The 14,001-nt window shown below is 48.1% G+C and carries 5 protein-coding genes; all 5 read left to right on the top strand.

Annotated features, from left to right (window positions below; translation table 11 throughout):
• Window positions 1-2,052, top strand: a 2,052-nt coding sequence (locus tag AAC853_RS13540; RefSeq protein ID WP_340614861.1) for a beta-ketoacyl reductase, incomplete at its 5' end; no start/stop codon positions are given.
• Window positions 2,049-9,167 carry an amino acid adenylation domain-containing protein gene (locus AAC853_RS13545; RefSeq protein ID WP_340614862.1) on the top strand — a complete coding sequence of 2,373 codons (7,119 nt, stop codon included), beginning with the start codon at window positions 2,049-2,051 and terminating at the stop codon, window positions 9,165-9,167. The genes AAC853_RS13540 and AAC853_RS13545, both read left to right, overlap by 4 nt.
• Window positions 9,164-10,261 carry a Gfo/Idh/MocA family oxidoreductase gene (locus AAC853_RS13550; RefSeq protein WP_340614863.1) on the top strand — a complete coding sequence of 366 codons (1,098 nt, stop codon included), beginning with the start codon at window positions 9,164-9,166 and terminating at the stop codon, window positions 10,259-10,261. The genes AAC853_RS13545 and AAC853_RS13550 overlap by 4 nt, the downstream gene beginning before the upstream one ends.
• Complete coding sequence (locus AAC853_RS13555) at window positions 10,261-11,064, top strand: thioesterase II family protein (protein ID WP_340614864.1); 804 nt, start codon at window positions 10,261-10,263, stop codon at window positions 11,062-11,064. Before AAC853_RS13550 ends, AAC853_RS13555 begins: the two co-directional genes overlap by 1 nt.
• Before the next feature lie 35 nt (window positions 11,065-11,099).
• A complete protein-coding gene (locus tag AAC853_RS13560; protein ID WP_340614978.1) occupies window positions 11,100-13,997 on the top strand; it encodes a salicylate synthase in 2,898 nt (965 codons plus the stop codon).
• Window positions 13,998-14,001 lie beyond the last annotated feature (4 nt).

Genomic DNA, 14,001 nt, shown 5'->3' on the forward strand with positions numbered 1-14,001 from the left:
GGAGTAAAATGCCATGCGCCACTCTATCCATTTGATGAGCAGCATTACAGCTTCTCTGCAACCGAATTACCTGCCAATAAAACCGGACAATCTTTAGCCAATAGCCTTATTGAGCTTGATGTCAATTCCCTGCTTGATCCTGCCATTGAGCAAAACCCTGATGCAGCGATATTGCGGGCGTTGTATACCGATGCATTGATATATCAGTGTCATGGACGTGATGCTGAACAAGGTTTCAGTGCCATCGACACCATTCGGGCTGGTCGGCTACAACCCTGCTGGCGTCCTTTGTTGGAGCAGTTATTAACCCACTGTGTACAGCAAGGTTATTACCAGGAAATTTCCGTTCCAGCGGTAAGTAAAATATATCGTCCTTACCGTGCCTTGCCTTATGCCAGACGCCGGTTATTGGAGGCGCGTTTATTCGCGGCTTTCCCGGCACTGATTTATGCTGGTGAGCGCCTATTCGCTCTGTTGAGTGATCGTGCTGATCTGCCTCGTCAATCAGTGGCACCCCAAACGATGGCAAAAGCCTGGCTTCCTGCCCCCCAACCATGCCCTGATACTCACTATGTCTTGCATTGGCGCCCAATAAACACCGCGGATAGACAGAAATTTTCAACGCCCTATACGCTTCGCTCTTCAACAGCAAATAGCGAGACGATAAGTCATTGGCGTCAGGCCGGTATTCATTTACAACCTGAAAGTGGCAATACGTTATTGCTGCTCACAGGCAATGATGTTGCAGAATTATGTGATCAGGTTATTCATGAACTAAAACGCGACGAAACAACACCGTTAACCGTTATAACCTGCTGCGCTCAACCAGAATCCACCTTGTTAAAAGAGGATATCAATCCCGCCCAATATGCTATTTGGGCCTTGCTGCGTGTTGCCGTTGAAGAATACCCCCATCGTCGCATTCAGGCGATTGATATCGCTGATGTCAACGACGCTGACGCGTTATCATTCGCACTTGGCTATCTGGATGAAGGCCATCAACGCTGGCTGCGAGTACGTGGAAAACAAATCGCTGTCCCTGTTTTACAGCGCCAACCATTACCATTATTACCGCAGCCGGTATCCATTCCTCATCAGGGTTGGCACATTATTACGGGTGGAATGGGCGGTATCGGTCGCATTTCCATTCGTTGGTTGCTATCCCAGGGTGCGCGCAAAATTGCCGTGTTTGCCCGCCGCAAACAGGCTGATTGGGATGATTTTGTGCAAGAATTGTCATTGAATAACGAATGTGAAATACGTTGGGTTAACATTGATGTCACTGATACGTCAGCCTTGCTAAATGCGGTGCAAACTCTGGCACAAGAAGATCGTATTGCTGGCGCGATCCATGCCGCAGGCATTGCTGACCACACCCCACTGGCAAAGCTTGAGCGTCAACACCTGTCACAAATATTATCCGTCAAAGCTCACAGCGCATCGGCACTGCAAACTGCGCTCCAACAACATCATGCACAGTACCTGCTGTTGCACGCATCTGCTGCATCAATGCTAGGTGCCCAAGGGCAAGGTGCTTATGCAATCGCCAACGCTTGTCTGGAATCCTTAGCGCTGACAGCACCAAATCAATTAATGGTTAAAACGTTGGTTTGGGGTGTTTGGGGTGGCATTGGTATGGCCAGCGACCGACGGTTGGTAGAAAAACTGGCGCAAGATGGCATGTTACCGTTTAGCACAAATGAAGGTATCTGGCATCTCAACCAATCTTTGCATACTTCATCAGCTTGCTATCTGGCAATGCGGTTAGATGAACATCACCCTGATATTTTGCGGCGCTTACAGGCTAACGTTTCCGATACTACCTCGTCACTTTCTGCCGATAACACGTTGTATCAGGACAATGAACAACGGCTTAACTGGCTGCGTCAGCGTGTTGCAACATTATTACGTCTGGAACAGATTGAACATTTAGATCCACAACAAGATCTATTGCAATTCGGTTTGGATTCCCTGCTATTCCTAGAGTTAAACGCGGCGATCCACCAGCAATTTGGTTTTAGGTTGACCGCAGGTTTGGCTTACCAAATATGACGCTGGCGGGGCTTAATACGCTCATTGGCGATGCCCTGCCTGAACAGCCTGTCACCTCTTCCCAGCCAGCGGTGATTATTGACAGCGCCCAGCGCCACGCCCCCTTCCCTCTGACACCCATTCAGCACGCCTACTGGATTGGTCGTACACAGGCCATTGATTTTGGGGGTGTTGCTTGTCATGTCTTATTTGAATGGGATCTGGCACTGGATAGATTTAATATCCCGCGTTTTGAACAGGCATGGAATGCGTTGATTCAGCGTCATGGCATGTTGCGCATGATAGTCGATGAAGACGGGCAACAAAGAATATTGCCGGAAACACCGTGGTATGTTCTGTCTCAGGCTGATTTGCGTACACTGGATGATACCGCCTGCGAACAAGCATTAGCCCAGCGTCGCCATACTCTCTCCTACCAAGTACCACCGGCAGAACAGTGGCCACTGTTTGACGTCTCTGTATCACTGCTACCGAATGAACGTTGTCGCTTACATATGAACCTGGATCTGTTGCAGTTTGATGTACAGAGTTTCAGGATCATGATGGATGATCTACAACTCGCTTATCATCAACAACCTCTCGCCCCACAAGCATTTACTTTCCGCGATTATGTGATGGCAGAACAAGCGCAACGTGAAAGTAAAGAGTGGCGGGCATCATGGGCCTATTGGCAGGAACAACTACTTTCATTGCCGCCGGCACCACGATTACCGTTGGCGCCACAATTGCCCCAACGTAGCCAACCACAATTCACAACTTATGAAGGTCGACTGGCACAATCTGACTGGCAATGTCTCAAACAAAGCTGGAAAAAATGGGGAGTTACCCCTTCTGCAGGTCTGTTGACGCTGTTTGCCCATACCCTTGAATGGTACAGCCGTCATCCGCTGTTTACGCTCAACCTGACATTCTTTAACCGGCAACCTTTCCATCCAGAGGTGCAAGAGCTGATTGGTGATTTTACCTCGGTGATGTTGATGGATTTTGATTTACGCAAGACAACGTCCCTACGAGCCAGCATGGAAAAAACCCAGGCTTTGCTCTGGCAACGGTTGAGCCATAGCCATGTCAATGGTGTTGAGGTATTGCGGGAACTTGGCCGCCAACAAAACGGTGAAACCCAAAGCAGGCAGCCGCTGACACCGGTTGTTTTCACCAGTATGTTAGGAATGGCACAAGAAGGCGTCGCTATCAAACAATCCATCACCCAATTACTGGGCGATCCGGTCTTTGTTCTGAGCCAGACGCCACAAGTCTGGTTAGATCATCAGGTCATGGAAGTCGATGGTGATCTGCTGTTTAACTGGTACTGCATGGATAATGTGCTAGAGGCAGGCGTTATTGAGTCACTGTTTGCCGCTTATAATGCACTGTTAGTGCAAATTTGCCGCCAGCCTGAACACATGGCGTATTACGACCTGCATACGCCACCGTCTGGTCATACGCGTTATGACTTCTGGCCACAACACCCTGAATTGCGTCAAGCCGAACATTATCTGCGTACTAAGCCTGAAATACGGCTGGCAGAAATTCAGCCACGTCAGGATGATACACAAGGTTACAACCTGTGGTTGGTTGCAGAAGATCATTTGCCCTTATCACTGCCAGAACCACGGGTTATCAACACCGATACCTTACCGCTCCCCACGTTAGCAGAACAACACGCGTTTGAACGCTCCTGGCAACATATTGAGCAACAAGCATTATTTGGCCTGAGCCAAACTTTACTGCGCCATAACTTATTCACTGCTGCACAACAATATCACTCTCGTGCAGAGATTGAACAACGCTTACAACTGGCACCACAGTATCAACGCCTGCTGACTCAATGGCTGGCATTGTTCAATAGCCAGGGATTTATTGAAAAAATCGCTGACGGATACCGTTGTCTGCAACCACTTAGCCATGTTCCGGCTCCTACAGCAAAACTGGATGATGCACAGTGGTGCCAAACCATCAGCCGATATATAGCAACCTGCATCGAACAACATGACAGCCTGCTTGCCGGACGTGGCAATGCATTGGAACTGCTGTTTGCCGATAAACAAATCACTGCCAGCCTCTACAGTGAAAATCCCGCATTACGTTGCCTGAACCAGGCTGCCGCTGAAATTGTCCGACAATTGAGCCAGACATCCGAACATTTCACTGTACTGGAAGTCGGAGCAGGAACCGGTGCAACTTCAGAGAAGGTATTGGCACACAATGCACACGCCATTCAAAACTACCATTTTACTGATGTTTCACCACTATTCCTGGATGACGCACGCCAGTTACTCCATCACTACGGCGAAACGGTAAAATTTGCCCTGTTTGATATTAATCAGCGTATTGATTTTAGTCAGCACCCAGCATCCGGTTATGACCTGATTATGGCGGTTAACGTATTACATGATGCGCTCCATCTGAAGAATACCCTGCGACGCCTCTCCCGATTATTGAAAGCCGGCGGATGGTTGCTAATTATTGAATCAACCAAACGCGAAAGCGCCATGCAACTCACCAGTGTCGGATTTATTGAAGGTATTAACGCCTGGGTTGATGATCGCGGTGATGATCATGGTAATAGTGCATTGATGGAACTTGCGGGTTGGCGTAATTGCCTGACGCAGTCCGGTTATCAGGTTTCATTAGAATGGCCGGGGCAAAACGGGCCTGAACTGCATCAACAACTGATCCTGGCACGAGCTGAACAACAAGCACGGCTTAATATCAGTGAAATAACCGCCCAATTTTCTACCTTGCCTTACTCATTGCATATTCAACAGCAAGAGCAATTGTCGTTGATAGTGACAGCGAAAGAGAGCATGGTACAACCGTTAATCGCGGAAACCGGACAACCAGACACAGAAGATGGTCAGCTTCATGAGATTGAACAACAAGTCATTGCGCTCTGGCGTTCACTGCTTCCTCAGTCAATACAGCGCCACAGTGACTTTTTCCAAAGTGGCGGTGACAGCCTGATTGCCACCCGAATGGTCGTGCAACTACGTCGTCAGGGTTACGAACAAGCCAATCTGCAACAGCTATTCGAACATCCTAAGTTGAGTGAATTTTGCCGTACTCTGCGGGTAACCGAACCCTGTCCAGAGACATTTGCGATATCGCAGCAAACTGAGCCTGTATCTGAGCAAATTTTGCCACTGACCGCACTGCAATACGCTTATTGGCTGGGAGAGAGCCAACTGTTTCAATTTGGTAACGGTATCGCTCATTTCTATGCTGAACTGGCTATCAACGGGCTTGATCTGCCTCGTTTTACCCGCGCCTGGAACCGTGTGATAAGCCATCATGCGCAACTACGTGGTTATGTGAAGGATGGGCAATATCATATTTTGCCGCAAGTTCCCCGCTATACACCGACAGTTATTGACTGCCGTGCCATGATGCCGAATGAACGCGAGATGCAACTGCATCATGCCCGCGACACGCTACGAACTCAAGGCGTTCCCAGCGACAACTGGCCGCTGTTTGATTTAACCCTGTACCATACCGATGATCGGACGCATTTATTGCATTTGACCATCGACCTGTTGGTTGCGGATGGTAAGAGCCTGACGTTAATCCTGCGCGATTTACACCATTGGTATCAGGAACCTGACTGGCAGCCAGCGCCACCGGCAGTAACAATTGGCGACTATATTCAGGCACTGGAGAATGAAGAAACCGGAGAAACCTGGCAACAAAGCCGGCAATACTGGCTTGATCGCTTACCTTCGTTACCGGATGCTCCGGTGTTACCACTGCAAGATCACCAGTCACAGCAACTCAATCAACAGTGCCTGACCGGACATATCAGCCCACAACAATGGCAGCGTTTGCAACAGCGTGCAGCAGAATACCGCATATCACCGTCACAAGTGATGCTAACGCTATTTACCCATGTTTTATCCGTGTGGAGCAGCAACGAGCATTTTACAATCAATGTCCTGCATGGTAACCGCCTGTTAATGCCTCAGTATTGCGATACGTTAGTCGGCAATCTGTCTACCACATCATTGCTGGAAGTGGATCTGCGTAATATCACAGGGTTTAGTGAGGCTGTAAGCCGGATACAGCGGCAATGGCTGGCCGATCTTCAACACGCGCTGTTTGACGGGCAACGGGTACTCAGGGAGAAAAACCAACATCGCCACAACCTCAACGCGGGTATGCCAATTGTATTCAACGATACAACCGGCACAGCGGGTAAAGGACCAGCAGGGTTGGGAACACTCAATCTTTTTGGTGCGCAAACTCCCCATGTTTATCTCGACTGTATGTTAATTTCCGGCACAGAAGGTGGTGTCACCATACAATGGGCGATCTTGCCACAACTGTTCCAGCCTCAGGTTGCGGAAAACATGTTTGCCCATTATCAAGCGTGTATCACTGCCTTGCTCGAACCGGATTACTCATGGAATACCCCGCTGCCTGACTGGCTGCCAGCAAGTGATCGCGCTTTGTGCCAGAACAGTAATGCGACAAAAAACGTGTTTCCATCACACACGCTCTGCTCGCTCATTGAACAGGCAGTAAATCGTTACCCACAACGTACCGCTGTAGTCGATACCTCTCGTCAGATTGACTATCGCACTTTGTGGTCACAAAGCCTGACACTGGCAGCCCATCTGCAAGCACAGGAAAATCAGGCTTCATCCCTGATTGGTGTGGTCATGGAAAAAGGCTGGGAACAGGTTGTCGCCGTTCTTGCGATTTTATTCTCAGGACGGGCTTATCTGCCTATTGATGCCAGTTATCCGCAACAGCGGATCCACCAGCTATTGGCATCAGGGAAAGTTGATACTGTACTGACGCAACCTAAGTTTGCTCAACAGCTGAATTGGCCTGAACATACCCATGTCATCTCTCTGGATGAAACATGGCTCAATCACTTACCTGTCACCGAAGCACAACGTTTAGCTGTACACCCCGAAGATTTGGCTTATGTCATCTTCACCTCCGGCTCGACCGGAAAACCAAAGGGCGTAATGATAGACCATCAGGGTGCTGTCAACACGATCTTGGATATTAATCAACGCATTGCGCTCAATGAGCACGATAGCGTATTGGCAATATCAGAGTTAACCTTCGATCTTTCCGTTTATGATCTCTTCGGCACATTGAGCCGTGGGGCAAAACTGGTTATTCCTGCTCCTGGAGACACTAAACAACCTGACAAACTGCTGGCATGGTTACAACAAGAATCGGTCACTGTTTGGAATTCCGTGCCAGCATTTGTGCAACTGCTTGAGGAATATGCCCGAAGCTATTCTCATTCTCTAAATAGCCTGCGTTGGATATTGATGAGTGGTGACTGGATACCCACCCATTTGCCGGCAAAATTGTCTGCCCTTCGCCCTGCGCTTAACCTGCTCAGTTTGGGCGGCGCAACCGAAGCATCAATATGGTCTATTGCTTATCCTATCGCACACGTCGAGCCTCATTGGAGCAGCATTCCCTATGGCAAGCCTTTGGCTAATCAGACTTTCTATGTGCTTAATTCAGCATTGTCACCTTGTCCGGTCTGGGTAACCGGCGAGCTTTATATTGGTGGACGTGGACTTGCCTTGGGTTATTGGAATGATACAGAAAAAACGCAACAAGCCTTTATCATTCATCCCCAAACAGGTGAGCGGCTCTACCGTACCGGTGATTTAGGTCGCTGGCGGCCAGACGGTAATATCGAATTTCTGGGGCGCAATGATCACCAGATTAAAATTCGGGGTTACCGGATTGAACTGGGTGAAATCGAGCATCGCTTATGTGAACACCCTGACATACAACAAGCGATAGTCTTTGCGCATACGACGTCAAACGGAGCATTGCAGCTCGTCGCCGGTTTACGTTTAACCGATACTGCGCCAATATCTGCCGAACTGTTACCGATACTGCCGCACTGGTTGCAGCAAACCTTGCCAGTTTGGATGTGTCCACAGCTCTTTATCATTCTCGATACGATACCCGTATCTGACAACGGTAAAATCGACAGACGTACATTAATGACTCTGGTTGAAAAAGTGCAAGAAAGTGACTCAGCACCATCAGTGACTCTCAGCGCGACAGGACAAACGGTATTAAACCTTTGGGAAGCCGTATTAGAGCAACAAGATATTAACGTGCATGAGAGTTTCTTTACTCTTGGCGGGGATTCTCTGGCAGCAGTACGCTTAATGGTGCAAATCAATCAGACATTTAATCGCCAATACCCGCTCAGCCTGTTGCAAACTTACGATACCGTACATTCACTGGCGGAATTTATTGAGCACCAACCAGAAAATACGGGTCAAGGCGTGATATTAAACAAAGGGAACATTGCACGATCTACCTTAGAACGATCCACCTTAGAAGACTCCACCTTGTTTATCGTCCATCCAATTGGTGGGCACCTGTTGGGATACCGTCATTTGGCTGCCAATTTTGACGCCCAGCGCATGATTGGCCTGGCATTTGCGCCAGAAAGCACGAATACCGATAAACCTTCTGTCGTTGCGCTGGCCACGGATTACATCAGTCAAATCCGTAAATTCCAGCCTAAAGGATCTTATGCACTGGCGGGTTGGTCTTTCGGTGGATTAGTGGCTTATGAAATGGCCCATCAATTACGTGCTGCCGGTGAAAGTGTTTCCCATTGCATCCTGATTGATAGTTTCGCGCCGAATGTGCGCACGGATCTGACGCTGGATGATACATGCTGCCATCGTCATTTCCTGCTCGATTTACAAGGACAATTCCCTGGGCTGGAGCTGGATAACAGCGCTATCACAGCAAACACGGAAACCTTCCTGCAAGCATTGCACCAAGCCTTACCGCAATCTGCACAGATGGATAACTCACTGGCTGAGCTTTACGCCATCTGGCAGCATAATCTGCGGGCATTGCTTGACTATTGTCCACCACAAACTTCACAACCTTTCAGCCTTATTCGGGCAAGGCAGGCATTGCCTGATTTTATGGATTACCTCGATTCAACAACCATTACCTCAACTGATCTTGGTTGGCAGGCTTTCGGGCCAGTCAATGTGACACAGCTTGATGGTGATCATTACAGCCTATTCCACAAACATGTCGGCTCTCTGGTTGCGTGTCTGAAAAACATCCTGAGTTTAGCTCCAACTGTTAAGGAGAACATATGATAAAGCTACGGCGGGTTCTGATTGTCGGTTCAAAATTTGGTGAACTGTATCTTAATGCGTTTCTACAGCCTCGGTCAGATCTGGAACTGGCCGGAATTCTGGCGCAAGGAAGCCCTCGTTCACAACAACTTGCCCGCGATTTCAATGTCCCCCTATTCCGTTCATTGGATGAATTGCCGGATGATATCGATATTGCCTGTGTGGTCATACGCGCAGAGGTTATTGGTGGCGAAGGCGACCAATTAACTCAGGCGTTATTGGCACGGGGCATTTCGGTCATTCAGGAACATCCTCTCGATGCAGAAGCGATCAAAAGACACCAATCAACAGCTAACCAGCATAATGCGATGTTTTGGGTAAACAGCTTTTACAGCCAATGTCAGGCTGGCAGAAGTTGGTTACATGCGGCTCATCAAATCGAGCAATTATCACAGCAACGTCCGGTCAGTGGCTATCTGGCAACCAGCCGCCAGTTACTTTTTTCCGCCCTTGATCTGTTGTTACAGGGCTGTCATTGCCCGGAACAGATTGAGATAGCTTATGTAGGTCAGCGAAACAATGCATTTCATCGCTTTGAACTCAGCATAGCGGGAACCACAATAACGTTAGATGTTCAATCCTATCTGGATCCCAGGGATCCCGATATGCACAACCTGGTCATGCATAAAATGACGCTAATTTGGCCGGCCGGTTATCTGACGCAGGAAGCCAGCTATGGACCGGTTATCTGGACACCGGTTCTTCATGCACCAAACCATCTGAATAATGAACAAAGTCTTTACCTGAATGCCGGCCAGCCGGAAGGCGCTTATCTGCACCAGACAACATCACAAATTCTTTGTCCGGCAACGCAAAATTGGATGACTGCATTTGAATGTGATGGTGCTGAAGGTGTGGCACGCCTCCTCAATACCTTGAATTCGGTATTGAATGGGGCACTCTGCCCCCCTGCTTTTAGCTACGCCTACCAATTGCGGCTGGCAGGCTTGTGGCAACAAATTTTACGCATGATGGGAGAGCCGGTTACTCAAGAGCTACAGCCACCCGTCTGGATTGATCCAGCCCAATTGATGCTAATTAAGGAAGAAAACTGATGACGTGGAAACTTCCTGTCCATCCAATGATCCGTCCATGCCTGACGACGCATAGCAAACCTAAATATACGCTGCTCATCTGCCCCTTTGCTGGGGGCAGTACCAGTGCATTTCGGAATTGGTCCACATTGGAAGATTCCGATATTGCGGTTTCACTGGTGATTTATCCCGGACGTGACAGCCGTATGAATGAACATGCTGTTACCCGCATTACGCCATTGGCTCAGTCGCTTTCTGATGTGATCAGATCGTTGACTCCCGCACAGAGAGAAAACCTGATACTGGTCGGCCACAGCATGGGAGCGCAAGTCGCTTTTGAAACCTGCCAACACCTTGAACAACATCACTGTGCCCCCAAGGCATTGGTACTTTCGGGATGTCATGCCCCTCATCTTCAACCCCGCCGCAAACTGAGTGGATTGCCTGATCATGAATTCATTGAACAACTGATTGATATTGGCGGTTGCAGCCCGATTTTACGGGAAGATCCTGAACTACTTGCCCTGTTCTTACCCATGTTACGGGCTGATTTTTTTGCTACAGAGCACTATTACCACGCTATTCAGCCGGATTCAGTAAAACTACAAACCCCCACATTGTTGCTTTATGGCACTGAGGACAAAGAAGCTTCCGCGGTGGAAGTTCAGCAATGGCACCATTGGCTTGCAAGTGACAAACAAAATCTTGCGGATTGCTGCCAAGAAATTGCTGGCGATCATTTTTACATTACGCAAAAACCACAGAATTTTATTCTTCACGTTACCCAATTTATGCAATATGTTTATTCAAAGGAGTTCGCATAATGGCACCTTTTTCTATCCCAGAGAACACACTGACGATGACGCCAAACTATCTTTGGAATGGCAAAACCCTGGATCAACAACTTGCCGGATGGTCCAGTATCTGGGGGAATAAAACAGCGTTGATCTATCAAGAACAGCGGCTCACTTACCATGAACTCCATCAAGCTGCGGAAAGGCTGGCGAGCGGTTTATATCATCGTGGAATACGCCGTGGTGATAACGTTATGGTACAACTTCCTAACCGTATCTCCTTTGTTGTCACCTGTTTTGCTTTGTTTAGGCTAGGCGCTCATCCAATATTATTAATGCCTACCCAACGGGCACATGATGTTCATGCGCTTTGCCAGATTGCCCGTCCGGTGGCTTATATTATCCCTGATTGTATCCACGGCTTTGATTATCGGGAAATGGCACGGGAAGTTGCCGCATCTTGCCCCGAACTGCAACATATTATCGTTGATGGAGAGGCAGAAGAATTTATCCCATTCACCGCTATTGAGGATGAACCGCTCAATATTATTGGCCCAAGTTATGGTGATATCGCCGTACTTCTGCTTTCCGGCGGAACGACAGGTACACCAAAACTAATCCCACGTACTCACGATGCCTATACCTATGATTTTGTACTCTCCGCCCGTCTGTGCGCAGTCAATACTGAAAGCGTCTATTTAGCGGTATTGCCTGTTGCACACAACTTCACGTTAGGCAGCCCTGGGATCCTGGGTACGCTTTCTCAGGGAGGGTGTGTACTCCTCAGTGATACTGCGAGTTGTGATGAAGCCATGCCATTGATCGAAGAGTATAAGGTAACACACTTAGCATTAGTTCCGGCTCTTGCACGGCTCTGGGAACAAGCGCGAGACTGGGAACAAAGCGACCTTTCATCCCTGCGCTGCTTACAAGTTGGAGGTGGCAGGCTCACACCGGAACTGGCAGCACAAGTTATGGCGCGCCTTGGTCCTTTACAACAAGTCTTTGGTACAGCGGAAGGATTACTGTGCTATACCCGATTAGACGATCCTTATGAGGTTATCATTAACACCCAAGGGCGCCCATTGTCAGAAGAAGACGAGATCAAAATTGTTGATATCAATCTGCAACCCGTTGCATCTGGGGAAGTCGGTGAACTGATTACACGAGGTCCCTACACCATTGCAGGGTATTACCGTGCTGAACAGCACAATACCGTCGCTTTTACCACGGATGGCTTCTACCGCACAGGCGATTTGGTCCGCATCAGACCAGATGGCAACCTGATCGTTGAGGGACGAATTAAAGAACAGATCAACCGCAGCGGTGAAAAAATTTCAACGCTAGAAGTTGAAACATTGCTGCTGCAACACCCAGATATTGATGACGCCGTTGTTATCGCTGTACCAGACGAACTATTGGGTGAACGCATTTGTGCTTGCCTGCCAAACAGTGTCAGCCAACCCGATCCTGCACTCATACAAGCATTCTTGCATCAGAAGGGTGTTCAGCGTCATAAAATCCCTGACCAATGGTTATTTGTGGCGTACTGGCCATTAACTGCGGTAGGAAAAATCGACAAACGCCAGTTAGTACAGATGGCACAAGCAGAAAATAACCACCTGATGCAGCAATATCATGAACACACTATTACCATTACCAGCACTCCGTTAGATCTGGTTACCCATTTACTTGCCGATAATGATGCACAACCTTGTACACTCTATGAAATGAAAGGTGAATGGTCATTGGGAATAGGTTGCGCCGCAACCATAAGTGCAGATGCATCGGGGCAATTGATTGATTCACAAGGCCATCATCATCCATATGATATCCATACATTAAGCCAAAAACTTGAACAAGTGCTCAACGCGGTTCCAATTAAAGACTGGCGTGCTTATGGCAAAACATTATTTGAGTTTTCCCATATGACGTATGGAATGGCAATAGAAAACCAAGATGAAGCGTTAATCAAAATTACTATTCCACAACATGAATTACGCATAACTCAAGGGCAGGTGCTGATACGAACACTGGAAGAAGCGCAACTGTCTATATTGAGTGAGAAAGTCAAACAGGCTGATCAATTAGGCACACCAGTTTTCTCAGATACAAAAGAGATAGATATTATCAATACAGCAGACGCGGCAAAACATTATCAAGATAACGTTGCCAATGCAGTTAAGGATATTGCCGCAGATCACTACCAAAAAGTGATCCTGTCACGCCGAGTCGAGCTTGGTTCAAATATTGATATTACACACAGTTACTGGCTAGGCCGTCGGACTAACACCCCTGCCCGCTCTTTCTTCTTACGTGATGGAGATTTCACTGCTTACGGTTTCAGTCCAGAAACCGTCGTTGAAGCCGAAAGTTCGGGTTGGGTTAATACCCAACCGTTGGCTGGCACCAGAGCATTAACACATGACAAGGAGCAAGATCAGAAACTGCGAGCCGATTTACTTTCTGATCCGAAAGAAATTTCCGAACACGCGGTTTCGGTTAAACTTGCATTAGAAGAATTAGCGCCGATTTGTCAACCAGAAACGCTTTGTGTCTCAGAATTTATGGCTATTCGTGAACGTGGTTCGGTACAACATTTGGCATCACGAGTAAAAGGGTTGCTACACACAGACAAAAACCGCTGGGATGCATTTATTGCCTTATTCCCGGCAGTCACCGCGTCAGGGATACCGAAAAAACCTGCTTTACAAGCCATTTCTCGTTATGAAAATGAACCACGCCAGCTTTATAGTGGTTGTGTCATGCTCCTGGATAGTACAGGTAAACTGGATGCCGCATTGGTATTACGCTCCCTCTACCAGCATAAAGGACGCTGCTGGCTTCAGGCTGGTGCTGGTTTGGTCAGAGATTCAAGACCAGAAAGAGAATGGCAGGAAACCTGTGAAAAACTTGAGTGCATTATGAAATATGTTCGCCCTTATTCCAGCAAAGAAGATTAAACGT

It is taken from the genome of Xenorhabdus thailandensis, assembly GCF_037996785.1.
GTDB classification, from domain to species: domain Bacteria; phylum Pseudomonadota; class Gammaproteobacteria; order Enterobacterales; family Enterobacteriaceae; genus Xenorhabdus; species Xenorhabdus griffiniae.

Excerpts from the sequence above, each read along its gene's own strand:
- AAC853_RS13560 (WP_340614978.1), top strand. The coding sequence starts at position 11,100 with ATGACGCCAAACTATCTTTGGAATGGCAAAACCCTGGATCAACAACTT.
- AAC853_RS13555 (WP_340614864.1), top strand. The coding sequence starts at position 10,261 with ATGACGTGGAAACTTCCTGTCCATCCAATGATCCGTCCATGCCTGACG.
- AAC853_RS13545 (WP_340614862.1), top strand. The coding sequence starts at position 2,049 with ATGACGCTGGCGGGGCTTAATACGCTCATTGGCGATGCCCTGCCTGAA.
- AAC853_RS13550 (WP_340614863.1), top strand. The coding sequence starts at position 9,164 with ATGATAAAGCTACGGCGGGTTCTGATTGTCGGTTCAAAATTTGGTGAA.